This window comes from Bacillus tequilensis KCTC 13622 (assembly GCF_000507145.1).
Classification (GTDB): domain Bacteria; phylum Bacillota; class Bacilli; order Bacillales; family Bacillaceae; genus Bacillus; species Bacillus tequilensis.
In genome coordinates this window covers 41,393-57,648 of the sequence record NZ_AYTO01000034.1, presented here as the reverse complement: position 1 = coordinate 57,648, position 16,256 = coordinate 41,393, and the positions used below count along the sequence as shown (strand labels likewise).

General features: G+C 44.0%; 17 protein-coding genes, 1 tRNA gene and 1 riboswitch. Of the genes, 2 read left to right on the top strand and 16 right to left on the bottom strand.

The window, feature by feature from the left end:
* Window positions 1–102 precede the first annotated feature (102 nt).
* Complete coding sequence (locus V756_RS0111765) at window positions 103–927, top strand: YsnF/AvaK domain-containing protein (RefSeq protein ID WP_024714824.1); 825 nt, start codon at window positions 103–105, stop codon at window positions 925–927.
* Between the two features lie 250 nt (window positions 928–1,177).
* Here the strand turns inward: V756_RS0111765 and V756_RS0111760 are convergent, their stop codons facing one another.
* From V756_RS0111760 to sdhC, 13 genes are all read right to left on the bottom strand, one after another.
* Window positions 1,178–2,428: a Kelch repeat-containing protein gene (locus V756_RS0111760; protein ID WP_255210040.1), complete on the bottom strand. Its 1,251-nt coding sequence runs from the start codon at window positions 2,426–2,428 to the stop codon at window positions 1,178–1,180.
* 313 nt (window positions 2,429–2,741) lie between these two features.
* Window positions 2,742–2,815, bottom strand: a tRNA-Arg gene (locus tag V756_RS0111755).
* A gap of 129 nt (window positions 2,816–2,944) precedes the next feature.
* Complete coding sequence (locus tag V756_RS0111750) at window positions 2,945–3,454, bottom strand: metallophosphoesterase (protein ID WP_024714822.1); 510 nt, start codon at window positions 3,452–3,454, stop codon at window positions 2,945–2,947.
* Window positions 3,455–3,468: 14 nt separating this feature from the next.
* The gene (locus V756_RS0111745; protein WP_081719852.1) at window positions 3,469–4,065 is read right to left on the bottom strand and encodes an XTP/dITP diphosphatase; all 597 of its coding nucleotides are present in this window, start codon (window positions 4,063–4,065) and stop codon (window positions 3,469–3,471) included.
* Between the two features lie 11 nt (window positions 4,066–4,076).
* On the bottom strand, window positions 4,077–4,814 hold the full coding sequence (rph, locus tag V756_RS0111740; protein ID WP_024714820.1) for a ribonuclease PH: 738 nt from the start codon (window positions 4,812–4,814) through the stop codon (window positions 4,077–4,079).
* A gap of 111 nt (window positions 4,815–4,925) precedes the next feature.
* Window positions 4,926–6,026: a spore germination protein GerM gene (gerM, locus tag V756_RS0111735; RefSeq protein WP_024714819.1), complete on the bottom strand. Its 1,101-nt coding sequence runs from the start codon at window positions 6,024–6,026 to the stop codon at window positions 4,926–4,928.
* A gap of 114 nt (window positions 6,027–6,140) precedes the next feature.
* Window positions 6,141–6,959 (bottom strand): glutamate racemase, encoded by an 819-nt coding sequence (gene racE / locus V756_RS0111730; protein ID WP_081719851.1) that lies wholly within the window; start codon window positions 6,957–6,959, stop codon window positions 6,141–6,143.
* 7 nt (window positions 6,960–6,966) lie between these two features.
* Complete coding sequence (locus tag V756_RS0111725) at window positions 6,967–7,407, bottom strand: MarR family winged helix-turn-helix transcriptional regulator (RefSeq protein ID WP_003222521.1); 441 nt, start codon at window positions 7,405–7,407, stop codon at window positions 6,967–6,969.
* A gap of 234 nt (window positions 7,408–7,641) precedes the next feature.
* Window positions 7,642–7,866: a spore germination transcription factor GerE gene (gene gerE, locus V756_RS0111720; protein WP_003184172.1), complete on the bottom strand. Its 225-nt coding sequence runs from the start codon at window positions 7,864–7,866 to the stop codon at window positions 7,642–7,644.
* A gap of 110 nt (window positions 7,867–7,976) precedes the next feature.
* Window positions 7,977–8,426: an acyl-CoA thioesterase gene (locus V756_RS0111715; RefSeq protein ID WP_024714817.1), complete on the bottom strand. Its 450-nt coding sequence runs from the start codon at window positions 8,424–8,426 to the stop codon at window positions 7,977–7,979.
* A 59-nt stretch (window positions 8,427–8,485) separates the two neighbouring features.
* Complete coding sequence (gene sdhB / locus V756_RS0111710; RefSeq protein ID WP_024714816.1) at window positions 8,486–9,247, bottom strand: succinate dehydrogenase iron-sulfur subunit; 762 nt, start codon at window positions 9,245–9,247, stop codon at window positions 8,486–8,488.
* Window positions 9,248–9,249: 2 nt separating this feature from the next.
* Window positions 9,250–11,010, bottom strand: coding sequence for a succinate dehydrogenase flavoprotein subunit (gene sdhA / locus V756_RS0111705; protein ID WP_024714815.1), 1,761 nt, complete (start codon window positions 11,008–11,010; stop codon window positions 9,250–9,252).
* Between the two features lie 33 nt (window positions 11,011–11,043).
* A complete protein-coding gene (sdhC, locus tag V756_RS0111700) occupies window positions 11,044–11,652 on the bottom strand; it encodes a succinate dehydrogenase cytochrome B558 (RefSeq protein WP_003237652.1) in 609 nt (202 codons plus the stop codon).
* Window positions 11,653–11,941: 289 nt separating this feature from the next.
* Between sdhC and V756_RS0111690 the strand changes: the two genes are divergently transcribed.
* On the top strand, window positions 11,942–12,388 hold the full coding sequence (locus V756_RS0111690) for a YslB family protein (RefSeq protein WP_024714814.1): 447 nt from the start codon (window positions 11,942–11,944) through the stop codon (window positions 12,386–12,388).
* 42 nt (window positions 12,389–12,430) lie between these two features.
* Here the strand turns inward: V756_RS0111690 and V756_RS0111685 are convergent, their stop codons facing one another.
* From V756_RS0111685 to trxA, 3 genes are all read right to left on the bottom strand, one after another.
* Window positions 12,431–13,660, bottom strand: a complete 1,230-nt coding sequence (locus tag V756_RS0111685) for an aspartate kinase (protein WP_024714813.1) — start codon at window positions 13,658–13,660, stop codon at window positions 12,431–12,433.
* 126 nt (window positions 13,661–13,786) lie between these two features.
* A riboswitch (Lysine riboswitch) is annotated at window positions 13,787–13,966 on the bottom strand.
* Window positions 13,967–14,030: 64 nt separating this feature from the next.
* Window positions 14,031–15,803 carry an excinuclease ABC subunit UvrC gene (gene uvrC / locus V756_RS0111680; protein ID WP_024714812.1) on the bottom strand — a complete coding sequence of 591 codons (1,773 nt, stop codon included), beginning with the start codon at window positions 15,801–15,803 and terminating at the stop codon, window positions 14,031–14,033.
* Window positions 15,804–15,937: 134 nt separating this feature from the next.
* Window positions 15,938–16,252, bottom strand: a complete 315-nt coding sequence (gene trxA, locus V756_RS0111675) for a thioredoxin (RefSeq protein WP_024714811.1) — start codon at window positions 16,250–16,252, stop codon at window positions 15,938–15,940.
* Window positions 16,253–16,256 lie beyond the last annotated feature (4 nt).

Here is a 16,256-nt window from a genome sequence, read left to right as displayed (position 1 = left end):
GAAACACACCCGATATTTTCATTTTTGTTTATTTTAAAGAGGAGCGGGAATTAAAGACGACATGAACGATAAAATGCAAAATGAATAAAGGAGGAGATTGATATGAAAAATATAGTTGGTGTATACGAAACTCCGCAGGAAACCATTGCAGCGATTGAAGGCTTACTGACAAAGGGCTATGATTCTGACGACATTTCTGTTGTGACAAGCCGTCGTGATACAGATTATCTTGAATCACGCACAGGAACAGAAGTCAATCAGGCCGTCGATGCGCATGATAGCGAGTCTGAATCTTTTTTCGATAAACTGAAAGATTATTTTACAATGGATGATACTGCTGCACACAGCAAGGCGTTATCTGATTTGGATATCACTACTGGCGAAATAGACAAGTATCAAGAGGATCTGGATGACGGAAAACTCCTTGTGGCCGTTGAGGCAGATGCAGATGTCAAAGCTCCTATCGACAACAGCAGTACCCTTTCAGGCGGCTTTTCCAGCACAAATGAAACGGCAGATTATACAACGAAAGAAGAAAAAACAATGCCGCTGCGGGAAGAACAGCTGAAAGTCGATAAGGAAGACGTCCAAACCGGTGAAGTGGAGATAGGAAAAGAAGTGAAAACAGAACAAAGAGATATGGATATTCCGGTGAGACACGATGAAATTTATGTCGAACGCCGCCCAGTCGATGAAAACAGAGCGGACGCTTCTCCTGTCAACGATTCGGAAGAAATCAGAGTGCCAATCGTTGAGGAAAAACTGGAAGTGACGAAAAAACCGGTTGTCACTGATGAAGTGGTTGTCGGAAAACGAACTGTAGAAGAAAATGAGCATATTTCTGAAACTGTGAAAAAAGAAGAACCCCGCCTGCATAAAGAAGGAAAAGCTGATGGCTTGGATGATGATCCGTTAAATAATAAATAAATGTTATTATGTAGAAGGCTGACTTGAATATATATTTTCAAAGTCAGCCTTCTTATTTTTAAGGTGTTAACATAAACTTCGATCAAAAAGTAATGACGAGATAGGAAACCAATAGAAATTTATTTGAAACTGATGTATTTAAACAGTGTGATTACGATAGAATCAACTACCTTAATAGGGATTTCACAGACTTCCTCCGAAAACCTTCAAAAAAACCATCCAGACTGTACTGAATGGTTTTTTAACCCGTTTAATTTTTGTATTTATTCACTTCATACATCAAAATATTTTTAAACACTACATAGTCCTTTTTACTTTCGAAAGGTCCTTTATTGTTGTCATGCTCATCTATTACATAAAATCCTGGTCCCTCTCCCGCATCATGCTCCTTATACCATTTGAGGAATCCATTAACTTCAATCATGGATAACTGATACTCTTTTTGCAAGCCGTTGACCATTGTGATGACGAGGAGAGCTTCTCCATCATCAGATACAGTTTCATCATCCGGTTTTGTTCCGTTACCGTCGTCTGTTTCTGGATCTGAAGTATTCCCAGTTTCTTTAATCGTATATTTTTCTACAGAGCTAAAGGCATTGCTGTGCGTCAAGCTTTTTGGCGCCCCACCAACAGTATACAGCTCATTATTGATCGATACCGTCCCTGCCCCTGCGCGAGCATACTGGATTTTTTCTTCCATAGTGCTTACTTTATTCGATGCAGGGTCATACACTTGGACGTTATTAGTAGTTGTAGTAGATGCTGAAAGAAATCCTCCAATTATGTAAATTTTTCCATTTGAAACAGCAGCAGAAGTATACCATAGAAAATTTACTAAATCCGCTTTCCTCTCCCAAGAGTCTTTCGACGGATTATATTCATAAATATTTTTTTCACCTGAGGATGCGCCGCCACCGATGTAATAAATTTTCCCGTCCACAACAGCTGAAGCAGCGGCTCTTAAATTGCTAGGTTGGTTTGCTTTATTTGTCCATGTTTTTGATACAGTATCATAAGCAAAATGTCTAGATACAGATGTATACTGTTGTGTCATGAGGTATATTGTATTATCAATGGCTACTGCTGTGCCCAAAAAGCTTTTTTTCGGCACATCAACTCCTTCTTCCCATGAATCAGTTGTAGTATCATAAATAAATAATTTTGAAGAATCTTGAGTCGAGCTAGTATTATTTCCGCCCATGACATAAATTTTATCTTTTATAACAGCAACTGCTGATCCTGCTAAGTTTATAGGCATATCTGCTTTTTTTGACCATGTATTTTTCTGAGAATCATATACAAATGTAGTATTTGTAGCTACTCTATTTTGACCGAATCCACCAATAACATAAATCTTATTTCCAACAACAGCTGTTGCTGCATGGCTTCTTGGTTCAGGTAAATCAGCCTGACTCACCCACCCTTTTTCTTCTGCTTCTGCATTCGCTTGATAAAAAGGATTCATAATTGCACAAAGAGTAAACGCAAACAACAGTATCACTTTTTTCAAAAATATCACTCCTTATATAAAATTAGTCAATCTCTTGAATATATCGTCTTTTCATATAAAAGTTTAACAACCAATTTTTTATAAATGTATAAATCCCAAAATCTAAAATCGAAGAACTTTCTTCATGACTTAACCATTTAAACTGCTCTATTTTCTTCTAACCAAGATTCATGAAGGATTCATGAAAAATTGTCTCTTTTTTAAACACTTTTTTAGCAGCATTATAAATTCCTTCTCATTGATTTTCAGAATCCATACAAAAAAAAGTCTCAAACCCCAATTTATGGTTCGAGACTTTTTGGTACGTCCCAGGAGAGATTCGAACTCCCGACCGACGGCTTAGAAGGCCGTTGCTCTATCCAGCTGAGCTACTGGGACATGTTTTGTTTTTTCATTTTCGCATCAACTATCAGCGACAAGATTTATTATATATGGGATGCAACAATAAGTCAACGGTTTTTTAGAATTTTTTTCATGAGGAAGAAAATTTTCTTCCTCATGACATTTTCATAGTGTGACCCGGTTTTGCAGATCCTGAATTTCATTGCCTGGTTGGTCGTAAAAGCGCACTGTCGCAGCATCATTTTCTAGTGTCAGTATAGCATAGCTTTCTGTCCTGCGCACCCTCGGGAGCCGGATGCTGCCTGGATTAATCATCAGTTTTCCGCGCAGCACTTCGCTTCCCGCGATGTGTGAATGCCCGAAACAGATAATATCCGCTCCGAGCTCCTCTGCACGATAGTATACGTTTAACAAGGTCTGTTTTATACCGTGAAGGTGGCCGTGCGTGACCAGTATCTTTTTTGAACCGGCAGTCAGAAGAAGCTCGTCCTTAAAATCGCCGGTAAAATCGCAGTTGCCTTTTACAACCGCATAAGGCTCCAATGCAGGATGCCCCGTTTCAAGCTCAGAGTCCCCGCAATGAATCATGAGATCAACTTCTGCTTCATGACGTTTCGCGATGGTTTGGAGTTCTTCTTCAAGCCCATGGCTGTCACTGATAATCAGCACGTTCATGTACAAGCTCCCCCTTATGCCTCCAAAAGCTTAGACAGCTTTTTAAGCGCGTCAGCCCTATGGCTGATTTTATTTTTTTCATCACTTGTCAGTTCGGCCATTGTTTTATCTTTATCTTTCACGATAAAGATTGGGTCATAGCCAAAGCCGTATTCTCCTCTCGGTTCTTCAGCAATATACCCTTCAACATGGCCTTCGACTGTTTTTGTTTCCTCTCCCGGGATACTTACAGCCAGCGCGCAGCGAAAACGGGCGGTGCGCTGTTCTTTTTCGATCCCTTTCAGCTCGCTGAGCACTTTCTCGATATTTGCCTGGTCATCTTTCTGTTCCCCTGCATAGCGGGCGGAATAAACGCCGGGTCTTCCGCCAAGATTATCGATGGACAGACCGGAGTCATCAGCAATCACCATTTTGTTCACTGCTTTTGCCACAGCCTCTGCTTTGAGAATCGCATTTTCTTCAAACGTATGGCCTGTCTCTTCAATTTCTTCTGTGAATCCAATTTCAGCTAACGATTTGACATCGTAGCCTTTTGGCTCAAGGATTTCTTTAAATTCCTTCACTTTTCCCCGATTATGTGTCGCAATGATTGCTTCTTTCATGATAATCAAGCCTTTCTGTCTTATTTCAGTTCTGGCAGAGAATCACCGAGCACTTCTTTTTGCTTGTCAATCAGCTCTTGAATTCCTTTTTCCGCAAGACCGAGAAGGCCGTTCAGATCCTCCCTTGAAAAAGTCGCCTCTTCCCCGGTTCCCTGAAGTTCCACAAAACGGCCGCTGCCGGTCATGATGACATTCATATCAACTTCAGCGGAAGAATCTTCTTCATAATTTAAATCTAACAAAATTCCCTGTTCTTTATCAATTCCGACAGAGATCGCAGCAAGAAAATCAGTGATCGGATTTGTCTTGATTGTGCCCGCTTTCACAAGCTTGCCAACCGCAATCGCCATCGCAAGAAATGCTCCTGTAATAGAAGCGGTTCTTGTTCCGCCATCTGCCTGAATGACATCACAGTCAATCCAAATCGTCCGTTCCCCAAGCTTTTCTAAATCTACAACTGCCCGAAGCGCGCGGCCGATCAGACGCTGAATCTCCATTGTTCTTCCGGAAATTTTCCCCTTCGAAGATTCTCTGATTGTTCTTTGGTTTGTGGCCCGCGGCAGCATGCTGTATTCAGCTGTAATCCAGCCTTTTCCTCCGCCCCGCAAAAACGGCGGCACGCGGTCCTCAACAGACGCGTTGCAGATTACTTTTGTATTTCCCGCTGTTATTAGAACAGAACCTTCCGGATGGCTGATAAAATCCAAATCGAATGTGATTGGACGCAGCTCATCATGTTGTCTTCCGTCATGTCTCATGTTTTACCTCCGATTGTATGTACATAAACCAATTTTGTCCCGGAAATTGAATAAAGAAAGAGGCAGCCGGAACGCTAACCTCTTTCTTTCTAGTATATCAAAAATCCCAATTTAAAAACTACCTGTATTCACTTGAGAAGGTCTGGAGACTGGTTTTGTGAGCTTTTCGCCTTTTTCGTTTACGAGCTCTGACTTCCCGTTCACTTTAACAGAGACACTTTTTACATCCGACTGCTCCGTTAATGTCAGCACAATGCTGTTCAGCACTTCTGAAGAAATCATTTTCGTCTTTTCATCGGCGCTCCCGAATATAGATTGATTGAAGTTTAACGTCACGCGCCCGTCTTTCATTTTCGGTTTGCTGACCAGCTTTACATCTCCACTGAAGTCTGTTAAGAGCCCGCTCACCTTGCTTGGGCCTTTAGCAAGTTCATTGATCGCTGCGGAAATATCATCTGTTTCCGAATTGTCAATTCGTTTTGTCACCGGCACGTAGTACTCACTATTCTCGTTTTCCGCCAAATAATAGACAGTGAGCGGATGTGTTGCAGTGAGGTCATTCACGCCGGATGTTTCCATGTTAATCCCGTCTTTACGGCTTAAATCATCTGAGATCGGCGTGCCGCCTACAGGCATCTCCTTCAGTTCATGGCCATTAATTCTCAGCTTTACTTTGTCTATCGAACTGAATTGCGTCAGCGTCCATGTCACAGATTGAACAATCTTCTGTTCGTCTTCCTTCTTATAATTTTTGAATTCATTAGAGAAATCAGCTATTGCCGTCCCATCTTTTTTGATGTCTACGTTAACGGTTGTATCAGCCGGCAATACGGCTCTGAAGCCATTCGGAAGAATTTCTGACACAGGTCCGCCTTGAACCAGATATTCAAGCGCCTGCTTGGCCGTGCTTTCACTTTTCGGAAGAGGCAGCGTTTGCGCGACGACATACCCGTTTTTATCAATGAGATAAAGCTCCCTCATGACTGCAGATGAGGCTTGATCTGCTTTGGCGGTATCGCTTTTTTCACTTTTTGTTTTATCCGCAGCTGTTGTATTTGAATCGGCCCCCGCTTCATCGTTCACGTATGTAACGTCTTGAGGCGGATCAATTTCCTCGGCTGCCTTATCAGATTGAAATAAACCGCATCCGGATAATAGCAAGGCAGAGGTGAGACAAGCGGCACCAATGACTGCAGGTCCTTTTTTCAGCATACTTTTCCCTCCTAAGGCTGTTTGTACTATTATGTATACGAGCCTATTTAGGAAATAGACCGAAGAATTCCGGCAAAACAGAAAAAACCCGCAACATGCCGTTGCGGGGAAAAACTATCTTCTAATCGGTTCTTGCAATGAGATGCCTTCCACATGGCCCACTTCATGGCCGAACCAGTCATCTGCGATTTTCGCAAACTGATCGCGTGCTCCTGTTGTCAGGAACTGATGATCCGGGGCAATCGGAGACTGGTTCAGCAGTCCTTTATATGAGAGAATCGTGCTGACTTCCCGGGCTGTTTCATCTCCGGACGAAATAATGTTTACGTGCTCTCCCATATACCGCTGAATCGGTTCTTTTAAAATAGGATAGTGGGTGCAGCCTAAAATCAGTGAATCAATCGATGTGTCTTTTAATGGATACAGCGATGTTTTGACAATCTCGTCTGCTGTTTTGTCGAGAAACTTCCCGCTTTCCACAAAAGGCACAAGCAGCGGACAGGCAAGATTCTCAACCTTCAGGTCAGGATTTAATGCCAAAAGCGCTTCTTCGTACGCATTGCTCTTAATCGTATTCTCTGTGCCGATAACACCGATATGCTGATTCTCCGTCACTTTTATCGCTGCTCTCGCACCCGGCTGGATTACTCCGACCACAGGGATGCCGACGCTGCGGCGGATGTCTTCCAATGCAATCGCTGTTGCTGTGTTGCAGGCGATCACGAGCATTTTGATATGATGGTTTTCGAGTAAATAATTCGTCAGCTCCCACGTATATTGAAGAACTTCTTCCTCAGGGCGCGGCCCGTATGGACACCGTTTTGTATCCCCAACGTAGATAATATTTTCTTTTGGTAGCTGTCTCATGATTTCCTTTGCAACGGTTAAACCGCCAACCCCGGAATCAATGACTCCAATTGGTTGTTCCAACAAAATCGCCTCATTTTCTCTTCATTTCATGCTGCAGTTTCATCAATGATTTTTCGAAGATGGCTATTTCTTCATCTGTAAACGTTTCGAACATATCACGCAGATATTCCTGTCTTTTCGTAATGACCTCTTGGATAATCCGTTCTCCTTCAGGCAGCAGATGTATCCGGACAACACGTCTGTCCGCCGGGTCCTTGACCCGCTCGACAAGCTCATTTTTTTGCATGCGGTCGATTAAGTCCGTTGTCGTGCTGCACGCCAGATACATTTTGCCGGATAGTTCGCCGATTGTCATATCTCCTAGTTCATAAAGCCATTGCAGGCCGACAAATTGCGGCGGCGTAATCGCATATTGGTTAAGGATTTCTCGTCCTTTTTGCTTAATGATCGCGGCAATGTGGCGGAGTGACTTTTCAATATCCGCAACATGCTCCAAAGGTTTTGATGTCATTTGTCCATCCCTCACTCAAGGATCTCTTACGCACAAAAGCGTTCCGTGTCTATTTTCCTTCTTTTTTGAAGAAAATGCAAGACTCGCGGGAGAGAAATAGAGGACTTTAGTCAAACAACATCAAATCGTTTATGCGTTGCCATCCAAATTTTGCACAGCATTCCAAATATGGTTTTGAACATGACAAACAGCAATAACCGGCTCCTTCCTGAAAAGAAGGAATACCGGCAAGGATTAAAGCTCTAGCTCACCCATTCTAAGAAGCTCAACAACGGCTTGCGAACGCCCTTTCACACCCAATTTCTGCATGGCATTTGAAATATGGTTTCGAACGGTTTTCTCACTGATAAATAGCTCGCTTGCAATCTCCTTTGTTGTCTTATCTTGAACGAGCAATTCGAACACTTCTCTTTCTCTTTTCGTTAGCAGCGGCTTCGATTGAAATTCTTTCTCCTTCAAGTATTGTAACCCTCCTTGCTAAGGTGAGAGCGAATCAGAAACGAATGGGTTTTGATATAGTCAAGATATCTTATGTAAGAGGGGCACAGGAGGTGACGTCTACAAAAGAATTAGTTCAATCGTGTATGAAGAAGGATTTCTTTCTCCTCACTCGTCCAGCTGACAGCCTTGCCGCTTTCCTTTGAGACTTGGACCATCACTACAGCTCCGGTAAAGCATGGCTCGCCATTGCGGTTCTCTCCGAGATAATGCAGGGTAAGAGATGAACTGCCGACCGCGCTTGTTTTTACATAAATGCGCAGCTCTTCATATGGCATGACTTGGCGCAAATAATCGCATTGCTGGCTTGCCACGACTGTCATGGTCTGTTTGCTTTCATTCATCATGTTCAGCTTTTTAAAATAAGAAATCCGCGCCTCCTCAAAATATATGAAAGGGATTACATTATTCATATGACCGAACATGTCCGTCTCGGAAAATCGCACGGCTACTTCAATAAAAAAAGAAAAGGATGTTTTCCATTCTTGAAAGGTCAGATCAATATAAGCGGGAAGCTTCATCTTTATTCATCTCCTTATTGTTAAAAAAACCTCTCCCATGCGGAAGAGGTTTTTTCTTCTTATACTCTGTCGCTTCCGAAGAAATTGCGGAACGCTTGTAAGTTTGTATCTCTGTTTAAGGCTGCAATCGAAGTGGTGAGCGGGATGCCTTTCGGACATGATTGAACGCAGTTTTGCGAGTTGCCGCAATCTGCAAGGCCGCCTTCATCCATCAGTGCTTCTAATCGGTCAGATTTGTTCATGGCGCCAGTCGGATGTGCGTTAAACAAACGGACTTGAGACATCGGTGCCGGCCCCATGAATTTCGATTTGCTGTTCACATTCGGGCAGGCTTCAAGGCAGACGCCGCACGTCATGCATTTTGATAATTCATATGCCCATTGGCGGCGTTTTTCCGGCATTCTCGGTCCCGGTCCTAAATCGTACGTGCCGTCAATCGGTATCCACGCTTTTACTTTTTTCAATGAATCAAACATTCTGCTTCGGTCAACCTGTAAATCGCGCACGACCGGAAATGTTTTCATTGGTTTTAAACGGATCGGCTGTTCAAGCTGGTCGATAAGTGCCGTACAAGACTGGCGGGGCTTCCCGTTTATGACCATTGAACATGCGCCGCATACTTCTTCAAGACAGTTCATATCCCATGTGACTGGGGTTGTCTTTTCACCTTTCGCGTTAACCGGATTCCGGCGAATTTCCATCAGAGCGGAAATGACGTTCAGGTTCGGGCGGTATGGAACCTCAAATTCCTCATCGTAAGGCGTGCTGTCAGCTGTATCTTGACGTGTGATAATAAATCGTATGGTTTTTTGTTCACTCATGATTATTTCGCCACCTTCTTCTTCGAGTAATCCCGTTTCCGAGGCGTTATCAGTGATACATCGACATCCTGATACTCAAATTCCGGCGCTTCATACGGGCTTACATGTTTAGCCATTGTTGTTTTGAGCCATTCATCATCATTACGTTCAGGATAATCCGGTTTATAATGGGCACCCCGGCTTTCATTGCGGTTGTAAGCGCCAAGGGTAATCACCCTAGCAAGCTGAAGCATATTCGAGAACTGGCGCGTGAACATCGCTCCCTGATTGCTCCATTTTGTCGTGTCATTGATGTTGATCTTTTTAAAGCGTTCCATTAATTCCTGGATTTTGTCATCCGTTTTCAAAAGCTTGTCATTATGGCGGACAACCGTGACGTTGGCCGTCATCCACTCACCGAGCTCTCTGTGAAGAACATAGGCATTTTCGGTTCCGTCCATCGCCATCATCTCAGCCCATTTTTCTTCTTCTTTTTTGACGTGAGCGTCGAATAAAGAGGAAGACATGTCTTCAGCTGAAGATTCTAAGCCGTTTACATATTTCACTGCATTCGGTCCGGCCACCATTCCTCCGTAAATCGCAGAAAGCAGGGAGTTTGCTCCCAAACGGTTGCCGCCGTGCATGGAGTAATCACATTCCCCAGCTGCAAACAGTCCCGGGATGTTTGTCATTTGATCATAATCCACCCATAAACCGCCCATAGAGTAATGGACCGCCGGGAAGATTTTCATCGGAAGCTTCCGCGGGTCGTCTCCCATGAATTTCTCATAAATCTCAATGATGCCGCCAAGCTTAATATCAAGCTCTTTCGGATCTTTATGAGACAGATCGAGATACACCATGTTTTCGCCATTGATGCCGAGCTTCTGGTTCACACACACATCAAATATTTCACGTGTCGCGATATCACGCGGCACCAGGTTTCCATAAGCTGGGTATTTTTCCTCAAGGAAATACCACGGTTTACCGTCTTTATATGTCCACACGCGTCCGCCTTCACCGCGCGCTGATTCACTCATCAGCCTTAGTTTGTCATCGCCAGGTATGGCTGTCGGGTGAATTTGAATGAATTCTCCGTTTGCATAATACGCTCCCTGCTGATAAACGATTGACGCAGCAGATCCTGTATTAATCATGGAGTTAGTCGATTTCCCAAAAATGATTCCCGGTCCGCCCGTCGCCATAATGACAGCGTCAGAACGGAAGGATTCAATTTGCATGTTTGTCAGGTTTTGCGCCACAATTCCGCGGCAGGTTCTGTCATCATCCAATACGGCGCCAAGGAATTCCCAGCCTTCGTATTTTGTGACTAATCCCGCAACTTCGTATCTGCGCACTTGCTCGTCCAGTGCGTAAAGCAGCTGCTGTCCCGTCGTCGCACCCGCATAGGCTGTTCTGTGATGCTGTGTACCCCCGAATCGGCGGAAATCCAGCAGCCCTTCAGGCGTCCGGTTAAACATGACGCCCATCCGGTCTAGTAAGTGGATGATAGAAGGTGCCGCTTCACACATCGCTTTGACCGGCGGCTGGTTGGCCAGAAAGTCGCCTCCGTATACAGTGTCATCAAAATGTTCCCACGGAGAGTCACCTTCCCCTTTTGTATTGACCGCTCCGTTTATGCCGCCTTGGGCACAAACCGAATGAGAACGTTTGACAGGAACGATGGAAAACAGCTTAACCGCCATTCCTGATTCCGCTGCTTTAATTGTCGCCATGAGGCCCGCAAGACCCCCGCCGACTACGATAATGCTTGATTGACTCATGATAGCCCCTCTCCCTCTGTTAATCTAGTACTCTTATACAAATGCAAAAATCGCTTTTAAGCCTACGTAAGACAGTGCAACAAAAATAATCAGCGTAACGTACGTCGAAATTCTTTGAGAACGAGGCGTTACCGTGATGCCCCATGTAACAGCGAAAGACCATAAACCGTTCGAGAAGTGGAAAATTGTCGATAAAACACCGACAATGTAAAAGCCAAGCATAGCCGGAGAGCTCAAAATATTCGCCATCATGTCGAAATTAACCTCAGCGCCCATTTGTGCGGCAATACGGGTTTCCCACACGTGCCAGCTGACAAAAATGAGGGTGATAATACCGGTTACACGCTGCAGGACGAAGAGCCAGTTTCTCATATAGCTGTATTGGCCTGCGTTATTTTTTGCAGTAAACGCTATGTACACACCATAAACTGCATGATAAATTAATGGTAGAAAGATAATGAAAATTTCCAAGGCATACCTGAAAGGCAGACTATCCATAAAATGAGCAGCATTATTGAATGCTTCAGCGCCCCTTGCGGCAAACTGGTTGACGACTAAATGCTGAATAAGAAAGATGCCGACCGGTATGACACCAAGCAAGGAATGCAATCTTCGAAAATAAAACTCTCTGTTCCCAGACATTACTTTACCCCCTGTTTGATAAGTGCGAAATGTGCTAAATTTCTTCCCCCACTTCTTTCAATTGTAAGCACTTTATTAAGATTTATTGACAATTTCATTTTACTCCTCCCTCAAAAGGGCGTCAAGAAAACGCGTACATAAATTGCAATTTTCCGAATTGATTAGTTGATTGAAAAATTTTATTTTATTAATATATGTTTCTGCTTAATTTTTCATAAGAATTACAGGATCATTCTGTAATCCTCCCCCCTGTTTGAGCTATAATATACGAAGGAGAGGGGAGACAGATATGAAGTCTAAATATGAAGCATCTATTGACAGCCTTAAAGAAATTGAAATGAACGCTTATGCCTACGAACTAATACGAGAGATCGTTCTCCCAGATATGCTTGGCCAAGATTACTCTTCCATGATGTATTGGGCAGGAAAACATCTCGCCCGTAAGTTTCCTCTTGAATCATGGGAGGAATTTCCGGCCTTCTTTGAAGAAGCGGGCTGGGGAACCCTCACCAACGTAAGCACTAAAAAACAGGAGCTTGAATTTGAACTTGAAGGGCCGATCATTTCCAACCGGCTGAAATATCAGAAAGAGCCTTGCTTTCAGCTTGAGGCTGGTTTTATCGCTGAACAAATTCAATTGATGAATGAGCAGATTGCAGAATCATACGAACAAGTGAAAAAGAGAGCCGATAAAGTGGTTCTGACTGTGAAATGGGATATGAAAGACCCAGTGTAAACAAAAAGGCGGTGACTGCATAGTCCCGCCTTTTTGATGTCATTACACAGCTGAAGGGTGTTTTGAAAGCTCAAATGCATCGTGCAGCGCTTCGACCGCTTTCACCATGTCATTTTCGCTTACAACGGTTGACACTTTGATTTCAGATGTACTGACCATTTTGATTAAAATGTTCTTTTCCGCAAGTACAGCAAACATTTCAGCCGCTACACCAGGATTTGATACCATGCCGGACCCGACAATGGATACTTTAGCCAATTTGCTTTCCGTCTCGATTTTCTCGAATTCAAGCGCGCCTTTGTACTCTTCAAGCACTGCAACGGTTTGGTCTGCGTCTTCTGTTTTGACAGAGAAGGAAATTCCGGTATGGTTGTCTCCGGCCTGCGTTTGGATAATGATATCAACGTTAATGTTTCTTTTGGCCAGTGTTGTAAAAATGGTAGACAACGTTGTCAGGCCGCCCGTCAGCCCGTAAATGGTCACCCTTGTGATTTGATCTTCAAACGCAATGCCTCTGACAATTAAATTTTGCTCCATGGATGATTCCTCCTCAATTAATGTTCCCGCTTCTGTTTCTGTACTTGAACGCACTTCTAACGGCACTTGGTAATTCTTCGCGAATTCAACGGCTCTCGGATGAAGGACGCCGGCGCCTAAATTGGCAAGCTCAAGCATTTCATCGTATGAGATGCCGGCAAGCTTTCTCGCTGATTTCACATAGCGCGGATCAGTTGTAAACACTCCGGGCACGTCCGTGTATATGTCACATTTATCCGCTTTTAATGCGGCAGCCAAAGCGACTGCTGTTGTGTCTGAACCGCCCCGTCCCAGTGTCGTGATTTCAGAGTCCTCTGTCATGCCTTGGAATCCTGCGACAATGACAATCTTTCCTTCTTCAAGCTGGTCTGCTAAAGCCGAAGTGTCGATATCTGTAATTCTGGCGTTTCCGTGAACGGCTTCCGTGCGGATTCCCGCCTGCCAGCCAGTGTAAGACACAGCGTCATAGCCTTTTTCCTGCAGCGCCATTGAAAGCAGGGAAATGGTAACCTGCTCGCCTGTCGCCAGCAGCATGTCCATTTCGCGTTTGCTCGGCTCGCCAGAAATTGCTTTTGCAAGGCTGACCAATTCGTCAGTGGATTTTCCCATAGCCGAAACGACAACAACGACTTGATGGCCCTTCTGTTTTTCTGCAATCGCGCGGTTTGCTGCGTTTTGGATTTTTTCGACCGAGCCGACGGAAGTACCTCCGAATTTTTGTATGATAAGACCCATGTATTACCACCCTTTACATTTTGGTTCGTGCGGGTGAGAAGAAAGAGCGCTTTGTCCACAATAAAAAAAGCAATGAGAGGAAATGCTCTCATTGCTTATCAAGTAATCATCATGAATGATTATGAACAACGAGATAGCCCTCCAAGAAAATGATTTCTTGACAGCCTTACATTTATTCAATGCACGGCCAGCAAATAATTCCGATGGGGTTTTATTTGCTTCGGCGACGCTCCCCTTTCAGCCTTTTTCACAGAATCCATCTTTCTCCAAAGGCTTACTCTTGAAGTTCGCACCTCTATCTTCACCATATAACACGATCTAACTATGAAATTAGTTCACATTTTATCAGATCTTATTCAAAAGGACAATATTATTTTTGTAATTTGTCGTAAAGCAGCTGAGCCGCAGCTTGGGGAACACCTGCTTTTTGAATGTCCTCAATGCTTGCTTCCTTCATTTTTTTAACGGAACCGAAATGCTTTAACAGCATTTTCTTTCTTTTCTCGCCGATACCGGGGATGTCGTCCAACACGGATTGAAACGCGCTTTTTCCGCGGATTTGCCTGTGAAAGCTGATTGCAAACCGGTGCACTTCGTCCTGAATGCGCTGCAGCAGGTAAAACTCCTGGCTGTTTCGTTCCAAATAGACTGTCTCCAACGGTTCCCCGATGAGTAAATTTGAGGTTTTGTGCTTTTCATCTTTCGCTAAACCGGCAATTGGGATATCCAAGCCGAGTTCGTTTTCAATGACATCTCTTGCGGCGTTGATCTGTCCTTTTCCTCCGTCAATGATAATCAGATCGGGCAGCGGCAGGTTTTCGCGAAGCACTCTCGTATAGCGTCTTCTGACCACCTCTCTCATCGATCCGTAATCATCCGGCCCTGTAACGGTTTTGATTTTATATTTGCGGTATTCCTTTTTGTACGGTTTGCCGTCCATAAACACGATCATCGCGGAAACCGGATTTGTCCCTTGTATGTTTGAGTTATCAAATGCTTCAATTCTGTGCGGCGTATAAATATTCAACGCTTCACCGAGTTTCTGCACAGCCCCGATGGAACGTTCCTCATCCCGCTCGATTAAGGAGAATTTTTCTTTCAGCGCGATTTTCGCGTTTTTATGGGCCAGCATGAGCAGTTCTTTTTTCGCGCCTTTCTTCGGCTGGTGAACGTTTGTTTCCAGCAGCTGCTCAATCATAGATTGATCTACGCTGTCAGGCACTAGTATTTCCTTAGGAAGGAAATGGTTGTTTTTTGAATAGAACTGCCCGATGAACGTAAGGAACTCCTCATCTGCTTCCTGATAGAGAGGAAACATGCTGACATCTCGTTCTATAAGCTTTCCTTGGCGGATGAAAAAGACCTGTACGCACATCCAGCCCTTATCATACGCATAGGCGAATACGTCACGGTCGACTAAATCGTTCATCGTCATTTTTTGTTTTTCCATCGTTGATTCAATATAGGCGATTTGATCACGAAGCTCTTTTGCCCGCTCAAACTCAAGGTTCTCGGCAGCTTCATGCATTTTCTCTTCAAGCTCTTTTTTGACCTCATTATAGCCGCCCTTTAAGAAACGGGTTATGCCCTCAACCAGCTCTCTGTTCGTCTCTTCGGAAATGTCCTTAACACACGGAGCGAGACATTGGCCGAGATGATAGTAAAGGCACACTCTGTCCGGCAGCTTGGAGCATTTTCTGAGAGGATACAGACGGTCGAGCAGTTTTTTTGTTTCCCTTGCGGCCTGTACATTCGGGTACGGCCCGAAATAGCGCCCTTTGTCTTTTTTGACATTGCGGGTGACGATCAGCCTTGGGTGGCGTTCATGGGTGAGTTTTATGAAAGGATAGGTTTTGTCGTCTTTGAGCATGACATTGTATTTGGGATCATGCTTTTTGATTAGGTTCATTTCTAAAATCAGCGCTTCAAGATTGGAGGACGTCACGATATATTCAAAATCCTCGATTTCCGTCACAAGCCTTTGTGTTTTCGCGTCGTGAGAACCGGTGAAATAGGAGCGCACTCTGTTTTTCAGCACTTTTGCTTTTCCTACGTAGATCACAGTCTGCTGCCGGTCCTTCATGAGATAACACCCCGGCTGATCGGGAAGGAGGGCGAGTTTTTCTTTTAGTTGTTTGTTCATATGGTACCCTTCCTTATGTTTTAATCCTATGTTTCCAGTTTAACACGAACGTTTGTTTTTCTCTATGTTCACGATTGGCGAATAAAAAAAAGCGATCCCTCAATCGGAATCGCTCTGGCTTAAGCAGCCGAAACTTAAAGATGTTTGTTTACAAGCTCTTGAAGCGCTTCTTTCGGTTTGAAGCCGACAGAAGTTTCAACAACTTCTCCGTCTTTTAACACAAGAAGTGTCGGGATGCTCATAACGCCGTATTTTCCGGCTGTTTCTTGGTTTTCGTCCACATCGATTTTTACGATTTTCAGTTTGTCTCCCATTTCTTGATCCATTTCTTCAAGAACAGGTGCAATCATTTTGCAAGGTCCGCACCAAGGAGCCCAGAAGTCTGCCAGTACGACGCCTTCGCTTGTTTCAGCTGAGAAAGATTGATCAGTTGCTTTTACGATAGCCATTATT

Excerpts from the sequence above, each read along its gene's own strand:
- sdhA (WP_024714815.1), bottom strand. The coding sequence starts at position 11,010 with ATGAGTCAATCAAGCATTATCGTAGTCGGCGGGGGTCTTGCGGGCCTC.
- V756_RS0111750 (WP_024714822.1), bottom strand. The coding sequence starts at position 3,454 with ATGAACGTGCTGATTATCAGTGACAGCCATGGGCTTGAAGAAGAACTC.
- sdhB (WP_024714816.1), bottom strand. The coding sequence starts at position 9,247 with ATGAGTGAACAAAAAACCATACGATTTATTATCACACGTCAAGATACA.
- V756_RS0111685 (WP_024714813.1), bottom strand. The coding sequence starts at position 13,660 with ATGGGTCTTATCATACAAAAATTCGGAGGTACTTCCGTCGGCTCGGTC.
- rph (WP_024714820.1), bottom strand. The coding sequence starts at position 4,814 with ATGAGACATGACGGAAGACAACATGATGAGCTGCGTCCAATCACATTC.
- V756_RS0111765 (WP_024714824.1), top strand. The coding sequence starts at position 103 with ATGAAAAATATAGTTGGTGTATACGAAACTCCGCAGGAAACCATTGCA.
- sdhC (WP_003237652.1), bottom strand. The coding sequence starts at position 11,652 with ATGTCTGGGAACAGAGAGTTTTATTTTCGAAGATTGCATTCCTTGCTT.
- V756_RS0111690 (WP_024714814.1), top strand. The coding sequence starts at position 11,942 with ATGAAGTCTAAATATGAAGCATCTATTGACAGCCTTAAAGAAATTGAA.
- gerM (WP_024714819.1), bottom strand. The coding sequence starts at position 6,026 with ATGCTGAAAAAAGGACCTGCAGTCATTGGTGCCGCTTGTCTCACCTCT.
- V756_RS0111725 (WP_003222521.1), bottom strand. The coding sequence starts at position 7,407 with ATGACATCAAAACCTTTGGAGCATGTTGCGGATATTGAAAAGTCACTC.
- uvrC (WP_024714812.1), bottom strand. The coding sequence starts at position 15,803 with ATGAACAAACAACTAAAAGAAAAACTCGCCCTCCTTCCCGATCAGCCG.
- V756_RS0111715 (WP_024714817.1), bottom strand. The coding sequence starts at position 8,426 with ATGAAGCTTCCCGCTTATATTGATCTGACCTTTCAAGAATGGAAAACA.
- trxA (WP_024714811.1), bottom strand. The coding sequence starts at position 16,252 with ATGGCTATCGTAAAAGCAACTGATCAATCTTTCTCAGCTGAAACAAGC.